The sequence below is a fragment of the Kluyvera sp. 142486 genome (assembly GCF_046569695.1).
Taxonomy (GTDB): domain Bacteria; phylum Pseudomonadota; class Gammaproteobacteria; order Enterobacterales; family Enterobacteriaceae; genus Kluyvera.
Genome location: NZ_JBKHUI010000028.1, coordinates 1 through 15,518 on the forward strand (window position 1 = coordinate 1; position 15,518 = coordinate 15,518).

Consider the following 15,518-nt stretch of genomic DNA (forward strand, 5'->3'; position numbering starts at 1 on the left):
GGTGGCGTATATTACGCTTTCCTCTTTCAGAGTCAACCCTCATTTTCAGGTTTTTCTCTTCAACCGAACCGGCTAGTTAGTGTGAAGTGATTCACATCTGCCGTGTCGATGGAGGCGCATTATAGGGAGTTTCCTCGGGGCCGCAACCCTTAAATTACAGAAAAATGACTGACTGCTGTAATCCCCAGCAGAACCCCGCCTTATACCCATTTACACACAGAGTTATCCACAAAAATAAGGATCTCTTTCGAGGATCACTTGGTTTTATCCCTCATCTATAGAGATGAAATAATGGAATTGAGGGAAAGAGAAAAATTCGCGAGCGTTGCGCAAACGTTTTCGTTACAATGCCCCCGCAAAACAAGGATGCCCCGTAAGGGGCGTTAGCTGAGTTTTTACGCAAGAATTCACCTAACGCTCTCTGTAATAGTCAAATCCAGGGGATTTACCATGCAACAACGTCGTCCAGTCCGCCGCGCTCTGCTCAGTGTTTCTGACAAGGCCGGTATCATCGAGTTCGCCCAGGCACTTTCCGCACGCGGTGTGGAGCTGCTGTCTACAGGAGGCACCGCCCGCCTGTTAGCAGAAAAAGGTCTGCCGGTGACCGAAGTTTCCGATTACACCGGTTTCCCGGAAATGATGGATGGACGCGTAAAGACCCTACATCCAAAAGTACACGGTGGCATCCTCGGTCGTCGCGGCCAGGACGATGCCATTATGGAACAGCATCACATTGCCCCTATCGATATGGTTGTCGTTAACCTGTATCCGTTCGCCGAGACCGTCGCCCGTGAAGGCTGCTCTCTGGAAGATGCGGTAGAGAACATCGATATCGGTGGCCCAACCATGGTTCGTTCCGCCGCGAAGAACCATAAAGATGTTGCCATTGTGGTGAAGAGCAGCGACTACGACGCCATTATTAAAGAGATGGACGCTAACGAAGGCTCTCTGACCCTCGACACCCGTTTCGATCTGGCGATTAAAGCTTTCGAACACACCGCCGCCTACGACAGCATGATTGCCAACTACTTCGGCAGCATGGTTCCGGCGTACCACGGTGAGAGCAAAGAAGCCGCCGGCCGCTTCCCTCGCACGCTGAACCTGAACTTCATCAAGAAGCAGGATATGCGCTACGGCGAGAACAGCCATCAGCAAGCTGCCTTCTATATAGAAGAAAACGTCAAAGAAGCATCCGTTGCCACCGCGCAGCAGGTTCAGGGCAAAGCGCTCTCTTATAACAACATTGCCGATACCGATGCGGCGCTGGAGTGTGTGAAAGAGTTCAACGAACCGGCCTGCGTTATCGTTAAGCACGCTAACCCATGCGGCGTGGCAGTCAGCACTTCTATTCTTGACGCTTACGACCGCGCTTATAAAACAGACCCAACCTCCGCGTTCGGCGGCATCATCGCCTTCAACCGCGAGCTGGACGCTGAAACCGCACAGGCCATCATCTCCCGTCAGTTCGTGGAAGTGATCATCGCCCCATCTGCGACCGAAGAAGCGCTGAAGATCACCGCCGCTAAACAGAACGTTCGTGTTCTGACCTGCGGCCAGTGGGCACAGCGTGTACCGGGCCTCGACTTTAAACGCGTGAACGGCGGCCTGCTGGTTCAGGACCGTGACCTGGGTATGGTGACCGAAGGTGAACTGCGCGTGGTTTCCAAACGTCAGCCGACCGAGCAGGAGCTGCGCGATGCGCTGTTCTGCTGGAAGGTAGCGAAGTTCGTGAAGTCCAACGCCATTGTCTACGCCAAAGAGAACATGACCATCGGCATAGGCGCGGGCCAGATGAGCCGCGTTTACTCCGCCAAAATCGCGGGCATTAAAGCCGGTGATGAAGGTCTGGAAGTGAAAGGTTCCGCCATGGCTTCCGACGCATTCTTCCCGTTCCGCGATGGCATTGATGCCGCTGCCGCCGTTGGCGTAAGCTGCGTTATCCAGCCTGGCGGTTCTATCCGCGACGAAGAGGTGATTGCCGCTGCCGACGAACACGGCATCGCGATGATCTTCACCGACATGCGCCACTTCCGCCATTAATTCAGGGAGCAGACGATGAAAGTTTTAGTCATTGGTAACGGCGGCCGCGAACACGCGCTGGGCTGGAAAGCGGCACAGTCTCCGCTGGTTGATACCGTTTTTGTCGCACCGGGTAATGCCGGTACCGCACTGGAACCCGCGTTGCAGAACGTGGCTATTGGCGTCACCGATATTCCGGCGCTGCTGAGCTTTGCCCAGAACGAGAAGATTGACCTGACCATCGTCGGCCCGGAAGCGCCGCTGGTGATTGGCGTGGTCGATGCATTCCGCGCCGCTGGTCTGAAGATCTTCGGGCCAACCGAAGGCGCGGCACAGCTGGAAGGCTCCAAAGCCTTCACCAAAGATTTCCTCGCTCGTCACCAGATCCCGACGGCGGAATATCAGAACTTCACTGAGATTGAGCCGGCACTGGCCTATCTGCGTGAGAAAGGCGCGCCGATCGTTATCAAAGCCGACGGCCTGGCCGCCGGTAAAGGCGTTATCGTGGCGATGACGCTCGAAGAAGCAGAAGCCGCCGTTCACGATATGCTGGCCGGTAACGCCTTTGGCGACGCAGGTCACCGCATCGTGATCGAAGAGTTCCTCGACGGCGAAGAAGCGAGCTTTATCGTGATGGTCGACGGCGAGCACGTGCTGCCGATGGCCACCAGCCAGGATCACAAACGCGTAGGCAACGGTGATACCGGCCCGAACACCGGCGGCATGGGGGCTTATTCTCCGGCTCCAGTGGTGACCGATGAAGTGCACCAGCGCACCATGGAACGTATCATCTGGCCAACCGTGAAAGGCATGGCGGCGGAAGGTAACACCTACACCGGCTTCCTGTATGCGGGTCTGATGATCGACAAACAGGGCAACCCGAAGGTTATCGAGTTCAACTGCCGCTTCGGCGATCCGGAAACTCAGCCTATCATGCTGCGTATGAAGTCGGATCTGGTGGATCTTTGCCTGGCCGCCTGCGACGGCAAGCTGGATGAGAAAACCTCCGAGTGGGACGAACGCGCTTCGCTGGGCGTGGTGATTGCCGCGGGCGGTTACCCTGGCAACTACCACACCGGAGATGAGATCCACGGCCTGCCGCTGGAATCTTCAACCGACGGTAAAGTCTTCCACGCAGGCACCAAACTTGCGGACGACGACCGCGTGCTGACCAGCGGCGGCCGCGTGCTGTGCGCCACCGCGCTGGGTCACACCGTGGCAGAAGCGCAGCAACGCGCTTATGCCTTAATGACCGATATCCACTGGGACGGCAGCTTCAGTCGTCGCGATATCGGCTGGCGCGCCATCGAGCGTGAGCAGAACTAACGGCTGAGCTTTGCCAGCAGCGTTTTGCGCGTGATGCCCAACTGACGGGCGGCTTCAGTTTTGTTGCCGCCCGTTTTTTCGAGCGCTGAGAGAATCACCTCTTTTTCCACCTCCACCAGCGGCAGGATCTCGTTATCGGCCGTCGACAAAATCGGTACCGATGCACCCGCGATCGCCAGCGGCAGCTCGCGCTCAGAGATATATTCCCCCGTCAGTAACACCACCGCCCGCTCCACCGTGTTTTCCAGTTCGCGAATATTGCCCGGCCAGTCGTAGTGAATCAGCAAATCCATCGCCTGTGGGGTAAATCCCTGCACCGCTTTGCGGTTGCGTTCGGCGTAGCGTTTCAGGAAGTAGTGCGCGAGCGCGGGAATATCTTCGCGCCGCTGACGCAGCGGCGGCATGTCGATGGTCACCACGTTCAGCCGGTAATAGAGATCCTGGCGAAAGCGCCCGGCGCTAACCTCTTCAGCCAAATCGCGATGGGTGGCGGCTATCAGGCGGACATCCACCGCAATGGTCTGATTACTGCCCACTCGCTGCACTTCGCGCTCCTGAATGGCACGTAGCAAGCGCACCTGCATCAGCGACGAGATATCGCCAATTTCATCAAGGAATAAGGTCCCGCCGCTCGCCTCAACAAAGCGCCCTTCCCGTCGTTTATCAGCCCCGGTAAACGCCCCTTTCTCGTGGCCGAACAGTTCGGACTCCAGCAAAGACTCATTGAGCGCCGCGCAGTTCAGCGTCACCAGCGGCCCATCGCGTCGCGCGCTACTGGTATGCAGGGCTCGCGCCACCAGCTCTTTACCGGTGCCCGACTCGCCGTGAATCAGTACCGTAGCATCAGAAGGGGCAACCAGAGCGATGTTGTGCAGCAGCGCCTGCATGGCAGGGCTATCGCCGACCATGCCGAACTGAGCCGCGGGCGTCGCTGGTACTGCGCTATCAGGCTGCTGGGTATGCACCAGCGCCCCGGCGAGCGTTTGCTGCAGGTTATCGAAGTCTAACGGCTTGATGAGGTAATCCAGCGCGCCGGATTTTAGCGCTTCAACCGCCGTCCCCACGCTGGAGTAGGCGGTCATGATCAGTACCGGGATCGACGGGTTCCAGGCCTTTATCTCTTTGAGCGTCGCAATGCCGTCCATCTCCGCCATGCGGATATCGCAGAGCACTAAATCAAATACCCGTTGGCGCACCTGTTCCAGCGCCTCCCGGCCGTTGTACGCCAGTGAGACCCGGTATCCCCAGCCGCGCAGCAGCGCCTCAAGAATCGTGCAGTGGCTGATATCATCGTCCACCACCAGAATATCGACCTTCTCTACGCTCATCCTTGCTGTTCCTTTTGTCGCTCATTAACCGGCAGATAGAGGGTAAATGTAGCCCCCTCGCCGGAGCGGCTATCGGCGTGAATGGTTCCGCCATGCTGCTCAATAATGTTCTGTACCACCGCCAGCCCCAGACCCGTGCCGTCGGCTTTGGTGGTGAAGTACGGGGTGAAAATCGCCTGTAGCTGCTCGGCCGTCATCCCCTTGCCGTTATCGGCGACGGTGACCTTCACGCGCCCGTCGCTACACTCATTGGCCGTTACCGCAATCACACCGCCGTGACCTATCGCCTGAATCGCGTTGAGATAGAGATTCAGCAGCACCTGATTCAGCCGGTCCGGATCGGCCTGAATACGGCGTAACGCAGGCAGTGGAGTGAACTGCAGCGTAATCTCCCGACCACGCGCATCCTGGCTGACTAACTGGAGCGAGTGGGCAATCACCTCGTTGAGATCCACCGGTTGCCATTTTAAATGCGCCGGACGCACCAGCTCCAGCAGGTCGCTGACTACGCGATTCAGGCGGTCAGCCTCTTTCGCCATCACCTGCGCCAGCGCGTAGGCCTCTCCCCCCGGCGGCGTGCGTTCAGCAAAGTACTTCGCCAGCCCTTTAATCGACGAGAGCGGATTGCGGATTTCATGCGCCACCCCGGCCGCCAGATGGCCTAAGGCCACCAGTTTTTCTCTACGGTGGGTCGCTTCCTGTAACAACTTGCGCGAGCGCTGATAGCGACGGAACCAGAACTGCGCGAGGATGGTCGCCACCATCACCAGCCCGGCGGCGCACAGCATCACTATCATATTGCGCAGCCCGCGCGCCTGATCGGCATCGAGTTCACGCACATCAAAAGCGACAAAAATCACCTGCGGAGTCGTCACCACGTCCCGCCGCATCATCATGCGCATGTGGTGGCCATTGCCGCTCTCCAGTGGACGAAACGCCCGGTAGATCTCCAGCGCCGGTTCGGGTGATGCAACGCGTCGTTCACGCACGGCGTCACCAATCTGCAACTCGCGCATCTGCTGCGCATCGTAGAGCGTCTTGCCCACCTGCTGCGGGTCGCTATGGGCGATCACCATTCCCTGCTCATCGGTAACGGCAAACCACAGCACGCCCGGCTGCCAGGCCATCTCTTCCAGCATGGCCTGAAGCTGGGCGTGATGCATACGCATCCCCATGCCGACGCGGGCTCCGGACTCCAGCGCGCGGATCAGCACGCTGCCTTTTTCCTGGATGGTTTGCCGAGCCGATGCGCTTTCCCGCCCATAATCGCGCACGATAAGTGCCGAGAACAGGCAGACCAGCAGCAAAATCACGCCTGTCAGCAGCCAGCTAATGCCGGTGGCAACCGAATCCTTCTGTAAACGTATGAGGCTCATGGGGCTTCCTTCTCTTTTCCCGTCATCATCCCTCAGCAGAAATCATGCCATTTTTCGCGCCCGCTAACCCGGCCCGCGAGCACAAACGCCCCGCTTCAACGAGTAAAAATGACCCGTCGGATAGGCTGACGCGGGTCATTTTTACTCGCCTGCTTCCACAAGTGGCCTGCAACGCTCTGCATTATCACGGTTTGTGAGTCTGGCACAGAAGATGCAATAGCTAAGATAACCACACCACAGGAGAATCAACCATGAAACGGAACAACAATCTGTCCCTTACTCTTTTGGCCCTCGCGGCATTCACCTTCACCAGCGGGGCGGCGTTAGCCGGGCCGCATCATTGGGGCAACAACAGTGATAACGGCAGCTACAGCCAGCTAACCGACGCACAGCGGGCGACGACGCAGAAGCTACACGATGATTTTTACAACCAGACCAGAGCGCTGCGACAGCAGCTCACCTCTAAGCGCTATGAGTACAACGCTCTGTTGACGGCCGATAAACCGGATAGCGCGAAAATCGAGGGCGTGGCGCAGGAGATCGAGACGCTACGACAGAAGCTGGATAATCAGCGGGTGAAGTTTGATGTCGCCATGGCGCAGGCTGGGATACCTCGTCACGGTGGGATGGGCTATGGCTGTCAGGGCGGGCACAACGGAGGGGGTCATATGGGCGGCATGAACCGCTGGTAACGGTTAGAAGTTCTTTTCGGTCGGCTGCCAGGTGCAGTAGTCTTCGTTCGCCACCAGCAGAAGCTGCGTGCCTTCCGGCGCTTCCAGCCAGGCAATGCTCACTTCGGCGGACGAACGGCTCTGGCGGCTCGCAATATGCCCCAGGGCGCGGGAGTCGAAATCAGGCGTCACCGTTTCGCCTTCACAGGTGGTGACGGAGCCGTCAGCATGCCAGCGCCCCTGACGTAGCACCACTTTCCCCAGCCGCAGCGCGTCGCTGGTCTGGCGGATCTGCTCGGCACGGTAGCGGTAAAGCGCCACCTGGTCACTGGAGAGCTGCTGTTTTTGCCCATCCGTTTCGCGCTGCATAAAGCTCAGCTCGCCGTTGCTATCGAAACGGGCGCGGATATGTTCGGACGGTTTGCCGTAGACGTTGAGTTCAATCAACTGCAGTTTGTCATCCTGCCAACGGTATTCGCTGGTCGAGGTATTGCCGCTGTGCCACGGGCTTAGGGTAGCCAGGAGATGGGTCTCGCCGCCGCTATCTTTACGCCAGATGCGAACCGCACCCTGCGTGTCAGCGTAGCCGCTAGCGGTGAAAGGTGGCAACGTGCTGTTATGGCTGCAGGCAGTGAGCAACAGTACGCCAGCCAGCGCCGATAAACGGCACCAGATGAACGAAAGGGGCGAAACCGCCCCTTCTTTAAAACTGTTCACTGCCACGCGGTCTTACTTAACAGCGTCTTTCAGTGCTTTGCCAGAAACAAATGCCGGCACGTTAGCTGCGGCGATTTTGATTTCTTTACCGGTCTGCGGGTTGCGGCCAGTACGCTCAGCGCGGTGGTTCACTTTGAAGGTACCGAAACCAACCAGTTGTACAGCATCACCTTCTTTCAGAGACTCAGTAATAGCAGCCAGGGTGGATTCCAGTGCAGCTTTAGCCTGGGTTTTAGACAGTTCAGCCTTGTCCGCAATTACATCAATCAGTTGAGTCTTGTTCATAAGTTATCCTTACAATGTGTTTATCGCTTGCTAAGCATCGAGTGCGACGAAAATGCCATAAAAGCACTCTCCTGCATACACGCACCGATAGCCACTTTTTTTCGCCCTCCAAATGTAGACCAGACGGGGGGCAGATGTGAAGCCTTCAGGCGTGACAATTCAGGCGGTAAATCACGTTTTGTTGTCTCATTGCTGAAAAATTATACCAATATTGCTCTCACCGGCCTCGCGGAGGTCTGCGCGTAGCCCTTTAATCAGTTCAATATCCCGTTCTTCGCATTCGGCTAAAAGGCGGAAAATCTCCCACTGAATGTCCCATTCTTGCTCTACCGCAGGGTTCAGACGCAGCTCTTCATCGGTCATTTCGCGACCAGCCTGGGTCATTTCCAGCATCGCCACGGAGGTAATAGAACTCTTACTGACTTCGATCGCGTGTTCGAGGGTTTCGCCACTCAAGCGAGAGTGAATTAATTCACTTAATGCCACGCAGGCATCGATTGCCGGATAAACGCCGTACATGTCGTAATCGTCGGCTGCCGGAATCGCCTCTTCCAGCTTTTCCAACTGGCTGTCGAAGTTCACCTTCGCGTCTTTGACCGTCAGGGTTTCCCAGATGAGGTCGAGGATACGACGATACAGCTGCGGTTCACCAAATTCCGACTCTTTGCAGAACATGGCGTAGTTTGGGTACATGCGTTCGCAAAGACAGGCCATAAAGGTGACGTGCTGCCAGCTTTCCAGCTTCTCCAGACGCAGATGAATCGGGTTTTGTAACATGATGAGTTCTCGAATACGGAAATTAGACGCAGTTTACCCGATATGGGGCAGTTTTGCTGCAAGCCGCGTAAAAGCCGGGCGTTCTGAAGCCACGGCGTCCGCCCAGCGCGTTGGCTCCGGCAGACGGTAGCCCTGGGTACAGCGCTGCACCCAGCCTAAAGCGCTTTCCAGGCTGACGCGATGGCCCGTAGAGATAAACAGCGGGTTGCAGCGCGCTTTGCTGCGCCACACCCACGCCAGTTGCTCGCCTTTGTCCATCAGCGGCGCCAGTGCCCCCACCTCCGGCGAGAGCGGCTCAAACTTGCCGCACAGCCGCTTTTTCGCCACGCCGATAGTCGGCACGTCCACCAGCAGGCCAAAATGGCTGGCGACCCCCAGACGGCGCGGATGGGAAATACCGTGACCGTCGACGAACAGCAGATCGGGTTTGTGTGAAAGCTGCTGCCACGCGGCCATCAGCGCCGGGGTTTCGCGAAAGGAGAGAAAACCGGGAATATAGGGCATGGTGGTGGCGATACGCGCCACCTGATACTCAACCAGCTCCAGCGACGGATATTTCAGCAATACCATCGCCGCTCGCGTCACTTCGCCGCCCTGCTCAAAACCAACGTCGGCGCCGCCGATCAGATCCGGTGGATCGCTGTTGAAACGATCGTCACGGATCACCGATGAGGCCAGCTCCAGCTGCTGCGCGCGCAGCGACGCGAGATCCACGTGATGCCCTTAGCGGTGATACTGCGCCGACAGGCGATGCACCGCTTCAACGAAGACGCCCGCGTGTTCCGGCGGCACGTCCTGATGAATGCCGTGACCGAGGTTGAAGACGTGGCCTTCACCCTGACCAAAACCGGCCAAAATCGTCGCCACTTCTTCTTCAATGCGCGGCGCAGGTGCATAGAGCATGGATGGGTCCATGTTGCCCTGCAGGGCAACTTTATGGCCCACGCGACGGCGCGCATCGGCGATATCGGTAGTCCAGTCGAGACCCAGCGCATCGCAGCCGGTTTCCGCCATCGCTTCCAGCCACTGACCGCCACCTTTGGTGAACAGCGTCACCGGCACGCGGCGACCGTCGTTTTCACGCAGCAGGCCATCCACGATTTTGTGCATGTAGTACAGTGAGAACTGCTGGTAGTCACGACCGGTCAGCACGCCGCCCCAGGTGTCGAAAATCATCACCGATTGCGCGCCTGCTTTAATCTGCGCGTTGAGGTACAGCGTGACGCTCTGCGCCAGCTTATCAAGCAGGAGATGCAGCGCTTTAGGGTCGGCGTACATCATCTTTTTGATCACAGTAAAGGCTTTGCTGCTACCGCCTTCCACCATATAGGTCGCCAGCGTCCACGGACTGCCGGAGAAACCAATCAACGGCACTTCGCCTTTCAGTTCACGGCGAATGGTGCGCACCGCGTTCATCACGTAGCCCAGCTCATCTTCAGGGTCTGGAATCGGCAGCTTTTCGACATCCGCTTTGCTGGTAATTAGCGAGGTAAAGCGCGGGCCTTCCCCGGCTTCGAAGTACAGCCCCAGCCCCATCGCATCCGGGATGGTCAGGATATCCGAGAAGAGGATCGCCGCATCAAGCGGGAAGCGGCGCAGCGGCTGCAGCGTCACTTCGCAGGCCAGCTCGGCGTTTTTGCACAGCGACATAAAATCACCGGCATGGGCGCGAGTTGCCTTGTACTCCGGCAAATAGCGGCCTGCCTGGCGCATCATCCATACCGGGGTCACATCTACAGGCTGGCGCAGCAGTGCACGCAGATAACGATCGTTCTTCAGTTCGCTCATGTTTACATTCCTTTAGCGTTGATGCGTGCAGTGTAACATGTCAGTCGTAATCAGCCCGACACATTGCCACGGTATCTTCGATAAGACGACGCGCGACGGTGCCCGGTGGAGGTAAGAGAGGAAGATCGTCATAGCGATACCAGTTGGCGTTAAGCAGCTCTTTGGGGTCGATAACGATATCGCCGCTGTCGTACTCTGCCATAAAGGCAGTCATCAGCGACTGCGGGAACGGCCACGGCTGGGAAGTGACATAGCGCAGGTTTTTTACCTTAATACCGCTCTCTTCCATCACTTCACGCGCCACCGCCTGCTCTAAGGTTTCGCCCACCTCGACAAAACCGGCCAGCACGGTATGCACGCCGTTGCGATGGCGAACGTGTTGGGCAAGGAGAATGGAGTCGTCACGGCGAATGGCGACGATAATGCACGGTGCAATCTGCGGGTAGTAGCGTTCACGGCAGTGGCTGCACAGCATGGCCCATTCGGTTTTGCTGGGGTGCATCGTGTGGCCGCAGTAGCCGCAGAATTTATGCGAACGATAAAACTCCGCCAGCTGCACGCCGCGCCCGGCAAGCTGGAACAGGCCCACGTCCTGGTCAAGAACCTGGCGCACGGTGCCCATATCATGACGCTTCTGCTGCTGTACCAGCCACACCGGGTCACTTTCCCACTCGCCAATCTGGAGTGCGTGCTGACCCACAAGATCGAAATTTACCGCTTCGCCATATGGTAATTCCCCGCCGGGCAACCATAATTTTTGTTCGTGGCTGACTATCCACCAGCCGCGATCCCATTTTTCAATTATACGATCCATATCTCTTGCGCTACCTTTGCTTCACAGGCATGTTGTTAACATTATTATTACATAATGACGTGAGCAGATTTTAATCTTATCGATGCGGGGTCAACCTATGTTAAACCAGTTAGAAAGTCTAAAAGAGCGCATCCATGGACACCACAAACTGGTCGACCGTTGGCTGAATATTCGTAAGCACCTGCTCGTGGCTTACTACAATCTGGTTGGCCTTAAGCCTGGCAAAGAATCGTTCATGCGTCTTAATGAAAAAGCGCTCGATGATTTTTGTCAGCGTCTGGTCGACTATCTGTCCGCCGGTCATTTCAGTATTTATGAACGCATTATCCATAAAATGGAAGGCGACAGTCCGCTTTTAAACGCCAGCAAAATCTGGCCGCTGCTGGACGCCAATACCCAACAAATTATGGACTACTACGACTCTACGCTGGAGAACGCTATCGACCAGGATAACGTGTATGAATTCCAGCAGGCGCTGTCTGATATCGGGGAAGCGCTGGAGGCCCGTTTTCTGTTAGAAGACCAGCTCATCATGCTGACCTTCGAGGCGCTCGGCCAGGATGAAATAAAACGCCCGGCTTGAGATTTGCCGCATTAACGAGTAGTTTACATTCATTACCTCTACCCTAAATACTTCGAGTTGCAGGAAGGCGGCAAGGGAGTGCATCCCCAGGAGCGTACATAAGTACGTGACTGGGGGGTGCGCGAGCGCAGCCAACGCACCTGCAGCTTGAAGTATGACGGGTACATTTGAGGTTACTTCTTGTCGGAGTGCCCAGTGCGCAAGCACGGGCTGAGACCGTTAATTCGGGATCCGCGGAACCTGATCAGGTTAAGACCTGCGAAGGGAACAAGAGTCAATCTATAGTCGCATCGCCCAGGGGCGATCTTCTCTCTTGCTTCATCCGTCGTCTGACAAGCCATATCCTTACTTTTATCTGGAATGAGCTATGTCTGTCACTACTAAACCATCACGCCGCGAGCAGCGCGCCCAGGCTCAACACTTTATCGATACCCTGGAAGGCACCGCGTTCCCGAATTCCCAACGTATCTACATCACCGGTTCGCAGCCCGATATCCGCATTCCGATGCGCGAAATTCAGCTCAGCCCGACGCTGATTGGCGGCAACAAAGAGAACCCGCAGTTCGAAGCAAACGAAGCGGTGCCGGTATACGACACCTCCGGCCCTTACGGCGACCCGGACGTCGCGATTAACGTTCAGCAGGGTCTGGCCAAGCTGCGCCAGCCGTGGATTGCCGCTCGTGACGATAGCGAAGAGCTGGACGACCGTAGCTCTGCCTACACCAAAGAGCGTCTGGCCGATGATGGGCTGGACGATCTGCGTTTTAACGGCCTGTTGACGCCGAAGCGCGCCAAAGCGGGTAAATGCGTTACTCAGTTGCACTATGCCCGTCAGGGGATTGTGACGCCGGAAATGGAGTTCATCGCCATCCGCGAAAACATGGGCCGCGAGCGTATTCGCAGTGAAGTATTGCGCCACCAGCACCCAGGCATGGCCTTTGGCGCACGCCTGCCGGAGAACATCACGCCGGAATTCGTACGTGATGAAGTCGCCGCCGGGCGCGCCATCATTCCTGCCAATATTAACCACCCGGAATCTGAGCCGATGATCATCGGCCGCAACTTCCTCGTGAAGGTGAACGCCAACATCGGTAACTCAGCGGTGACCTCTTCCATCGAAGAGGAAGTGGAAAAACTGGTGTGGTCCACCCGCTGGGGCGCAGATACGGTGATGGACCTGTCGACCGGCCGCTATATCCACGAAACCCGTGAATGGATCCTGCGTAACAGCCCGGTTCCGATCGGCACCGTGCCGATCTATCAGGCGCTGGAGAAGGTCAACGGGATCGCTGAAGATCTTACCTGGGAAGCGTTCCGCGATACGCTGCTGGAGCAGGCTGAACAGGGCGTCGACTACTTCACCATCCACGCGGGCGTGCTACTGCGCTACGTGCCGATGACCGCCAAGCGCCTGACCGGTATCGTCTCTCGCGGCGGTTCCATCATGGCGAAATGGTGTCTCTCTCATCACCAGGAAAACTTCCTCTACCAACATTTCCGCGAAATCTGTGAAATCTGTGCCGCCTATGACGTATCGCTGTCGCTGGGGGACGGTCTGCGTCCGGGCTCCATTCAGGATGCCAACGACGAAGCCCAGTTCTCCGAACTGCACACGCTGGGCGAGCTGACCAAAATCGCCTGGGAGTACGATGTTCAGGTGATGATTGAAGGCCCGGGCCACGTGCCGATGCAGATGATTCAGCGCAACATGACCGAAGAGCTGGAACACTGCCACGAAGCACCGTTCTACACCTTAGGGCCGTTGACCACCGACATCGCGCCGGGCTACGACCACTTCACCTCCGGCATTGGCGCGGCAATGATTGGCTGGTTTGGCTGTGCCATGCTCTGCTACGTCACGCCGAAAGAGCACCTCGGCTTGCCGAACAAAGAAGACGTGAAGCAGGGGCTGATCACCTACAAGATTGCCGCCCACGCCGCCGACCTGGCGAAGGGACACCCGGGCGCACAGATCCGCGATAACGCGATGTCGAAAGCACGTTTTGAATTCCGCTGGGAAGATCAGTTTAACCTCGCGCTGGACCCGTTCACCGCTCGCGCCTACCACGATGAAACCCTGCCGCAGGAATCCGGTAAAGTCGCCCACTTTTGCTCCATGTGCGGGCCGAAATTCTGCTCGATGAAAATCAGCCAGGAAGTGCGCGACTACGCCGCCGCCCAAACCATTGAAGTGGGCATGGCGGATATGTCGGAGAACTTCCGCGCCAAAGGCGGTGAAATCTACCTGAAACGCGAGGAGGCCTGATGTACCAGCCTGATTTTCCTATGGTGCCGTTCCGCCTCGGGCTCTACCCGGTGGTGGACAGCGTAATGTGGATTGAACGCCTGCTGGAGGCCGGTGTTCGTACGATTCAACTGCGTATCAAAGACCAACGCGACGAGGAGGTTGAAGCGGACGTGATGGCCGCCATCGCGCTGGGCCGACGCTATGACGCCCGGCTGTTTATCAACGACTACTGGCGATTGGCTATCAAGCATCGCGCTTACGGGGTGCATCTGGGTCAGGAAGACCTGGAAACCACCGACCTGAAAGCCATTCAGGCCGCGGGCCTCCGCCTTGGCGTATCGACCCACGACGATATGGAGATTGACGTGGCGCTCGCCGCCCGTCCGTCGTATATCGCGCTGGGCCACGTCTTTCCAACACAAACCAAGCAGATGCCTTCCGCACCACAGGGGCTGACGCAGCTGGCGGGTCATATTGCACGGCTGGCTGATTACCCAACCGTCGCTATCGGCGGCATCAGCCTTGCGCGTGCGCCTGACGTGCTGGCGACCGGCGTGGGTAGCATTGCCGTGGTCAGCGCCATCACCCAGGCGGCGGACTGGCGTGAAGCGACAGCGCAGCTGCTGGCAATAGCGGGAGTCGGCGATGAATGACCGCGACTTTATGCGCTATAGCCGGCAGATTTTACTCGGCGATATTGCGATTGAAGGCCAGCAAAAGCTGCTAGGCAGCCATGTGCTGATTGTCGGTTTGGGCGGGCTGGGTTCGCCCGCCGCGCTATATCTGGCAGGCGCAGGCGTCGGCACGTTGACGCTGGCGGACGACGATGAGGTGCACCTCAGCAATCTGCAGCGGCAAATCCTGTTTACCACCGACGACATTGCCCGCTCAAAATCGCAGGTCACTCAGCAGCGGCTGGCGCGGCTTAACCCGGATATTGACCTGGTAGCGCTACAGCAACGGCTAACCGGCGATGCGCTACGCCACGCGGTATCACGTGCCGACGTGGTGCTCGACTGTACCGACAACATGGCAACGCGTCAGGCGATCAACGCCGCCTGCGTGGCGCTCAATACGCCGCTTATCACCGCCAGCGCCGTCGGCTTTGGCGGCCAGATAATGGTACTGACGCCGCCATGGGAGCAAGGATGCTACCGCTGCCTGTGGCCGGACAATGCGGAACCGGAGCGCAACTGCCGCACCGCAGGCATCGTCGGCCCTGTAGTTGGCGTGATGGGCACGCTGCAGGCGCTGGAAGCCATCAAGCTGCTGAGCGGTATCGACACGCCAAGCGGCGAGCTGCGCCTGTTCGATGGCAAAACCAGCCAGTGGCGCAGCCTCGCGCTGCGTCGCGCCCAGGGCTGCCCGGTATGTGGAGGGCAACATGCAGATTCAGTTCAATGATGAAGCTATGCAGTGCGCCGAGGGGCAAACCGTCAGCGAGCTGCTCGCTCAGCTTAATCAGCTCAAGCCAGGTGCCGCGCTGGCGCTCAACCAACAGATTCTGCCACGCGACCAGTGGCAGCAGCACATCGTGCAGGAAGGTGACCAGATCCTGCTTTTTCAGGTTATCGCAGGGGGTTGAT

General features: G+C 57.6%; 16 protein-coding genes and 1 riboswitch. Of the genes, 8 read left to right on the forward strand and 8 right to left on the reverse strand.

Going from position 1 to position 15,518, the window contains the following annotated elements; translation table 11 throughout:
* The first annotated feature begins 450 nt into the window (after positions 1–450).
* Together purH and purD are read left to right on the forward strand one after the other, a co-directional pair.
* Positions 451–2,040: a bifunctional phosphoribosylaminoimidazolecarboxamide formyltransferase/IMP cyclohydrolase gene (gene purH, locus ACLGE8_RS21670; RefSeq protein ID WP_333497335.1), complete on the forward strand. Its 1,590-nt coding sequence runs from the start codon at positions 451–453 to the stop codon at positions 2,038–2,040.
* A 15-nt stretch (positions 2,041–2,055) separates the two neighbouring features.
* Entirely contained in the window at positions 2,056–3,345 is a 1,290-nt protein-coding gene (purD, locus tag ACLGE8_RS21675) for a phosphoribosylamine--glycine ligase (protein ID WP_411001161.1), read from the forward strand.
* Here the strand turns inward: purD and zraR are convergent.
* Together zraR and zraS are read right to left on the reverse strand one after the other, a co-directional pair.
* Positions 3,342–4,673: a sigma-54-dependent response regulator transcription factor ZraR gene (gene zraR / locus ACLGE8_RS21680; protein ID WP_411001163.1), complete on the reverse strand. Its 1,332-nt coding sequence runs from the start codon at positions 4,671–4,673 to the stop codon at positions 3,342–3,344. The genes purD and zraR overlap by 4 nt on opposite strands.
* Positions 4,670–6,049 (reverse strand): two-component system sensor histidine kinase ZraS, encoded by a 1,380-nt coding sequence (zraS, locus tag ACLGE8_RS21685; protein ID WP_411001165.1) that lies wholly within the window; start codon positions 6,047–6,049, stop codon positions 4,670–4,672. The genes zraR and zraS overlap by 4 nt, the downstream gene beginning before the upstream one ends.
* A gap of 251 nt (positions 6,050–6,300) precedes the next feature.
* On the opposite strand from zraS, the gene zraP reads away from it, so the two are divergent.
* The gene (zraP, locus tag ACLGE8_RS21690; protein WP_411001167.1) at positions 6,301–6,741 is read left to right on the forward strand and encodes a zinc resistance sensor/chaperone ZraP; all 441 of its coding nucleotides are present in this window, start codon (positions 6,301–6,303) and stop codon (positions 6,739–6,741) included.
* 3 nt (positions 6,742–6,744) lie between these two features.
* Here the strand turns inward: zraP and ACLGE8_RS21695 are convergent, their stop codons facing one another.
* The 6 genes from ACLGE8_RS21695 to nudC all read right to left on the reverse strand — a co-directional run bounded on the left by ACLGE8_RS21695 (position 6,745) and on the right by nudC (position 11,101).
* Positions 6,745–7,437, reverse strand: coding sequence for a DUF1481 domain-containing protein (locus ACLGE8_RS21695; RefSeq protein WP_411001183.1), 693 nt, complete (start codon positions 7,435–7,437; stop codon positions 6,745–6,747).
* 12 nt (positions 7,438–7,449) lie between these two features.
* Positions 7,450–7,722, reverse strand: coding sequence for a nucleoid-associated protein HU-alpha (hupA, locus tag ACLGE8_RS21700; protein ID WP_001044509.1), 273 nt, complete (start codon positions 7,720–7,722; stop codon positions 7,450–7,452).
* A gap of 186 nt (positions 7,723–7,908) precedes the next feature.
* Complete coding sequence (locus tag ACLGE8_RS21705; RefSeq protein WP_185669926.1) at positions 7,909–8,499, reverse strand: YjaG family protein; 591 nt, start codon at positions 8,497–8,499, stop codon at positions 7,909–7,911.
* 33 nt (positions 8,500–8,532) lie between these two features.
* Positions 8,533–9,213: a deoxyribonuclease V gene (gene nfi, locus ACLGE8_RS21710; protein ID WP_411001171.1), complete on the reverse strand. Its 681-nt coding sequence runs from the start codon at positions 9,211–9,213 to the stop codon at positions 8,533–8,535.
* A gap of 9 nt (positions 9,214–9,222) precedes the next feature.
* Positions 9,223–10,287, reverse strand: coding sequence for a uroporphyrinogen decarboxylase (gene hemE / locus ACLGE8_RS21715; protein WP_411001172.1), 1,065 nt, complete (start codon positions 10,285–10,287; stop codon positions 9,223–9,225).
* Between the two features lie 40 nt (positions 10,288–10,327).
* Positions 10,328–11,101, reverse strand: coding sequence for an NAD(+) diphosphatase (gene nudC, locus ACLGE8_RS21720; protein WP_411001173.1), 774 nt, complete (start codon positions 11,099–11,101; stop codon positions 10,328–10,330).
* Positions 11,102–11,198: 97 nt separating this feature from the next.
* Here nudC and rsd point away from each other — a divergent pair, with 97 nt between their 5' ends.
* The 5 genes from rsd to thiS all read left to right on the forward strand — a co-directional run bounded on the left by rsd (position 11,199) and on the right by thiS (position 15,517).
* Positions 11,199–11,684 (forward strand): sigma D regulator, encoded by a 486-nt coding sequence (rsd, locus tag ACLGE8_RS21725; RefSeq protein WP_411001174.1) that lies wholly within the window; start codon positions 11,199–11,201, stop codon positions 11,682–11,684.
* A 174-nt stretch (positions 11,685–11,858) separates the two neighbouring features.
* A riboswitch (TPP riboswitch) is annotated at positions 11,859–11,968 on the forward strand.
* An 83-nt stretch (positions 11,969–12,051) separates the two neighbouring features.
* Positions 12,052–13,950 (forward strand): phosphomethylpyrimidine synthase ThiC, encoded by a 1,899-nt coding sequence (gene thiC / locus ACLGE8_RS21730; RefSeq protein ID WP_411001175.1) that lies wholly within the window; start codon positions 12,052–12,054, stop codon positions 13,948–13,950.
* Positions 13,950–14,585, forward strand: coding sequence for a thiamine phosphate synthase (gene thiE, locus ACLGE8_RS21735; RefSeq protein WP_411001176.1), 636 nt, complete (start codon positions 13,950–13,952; stop codon positions 14,583–14,585). Before thiC ends, thiE begins: the two co-directional genes overlap by 1 nt.
* Complete coding sequence (gene thiF / locus ACLGE8_RS21740; RefSeq protein WP_411001177.1) at positions 14,578–15,336, forward strand: thiazole biosynthesis adenylyltransferase ThiF; 759 nt, start codon at positions 14,578–14,580, stop codon at positions 15,334–15,336. Before thiE ends, thiF begins: the two co-directional genes overlap by 8 nt.
* Positions 15,317–15,517, forward strand: coding sequence for a sulfur carrier protein ThiS (gene thiS, locus ACLGE8_RS21745; protein ID WP_333013121.1), 201 nt, complete (start codon positions 15,317–15,319; stop codon positions 15,515–15,517). Before thiF ends, thiS begins: the two co-directional genes overlap by 20 nt.
* The last annotated feature ends 1 nt before the right edge of the window (position 15,518 follow it).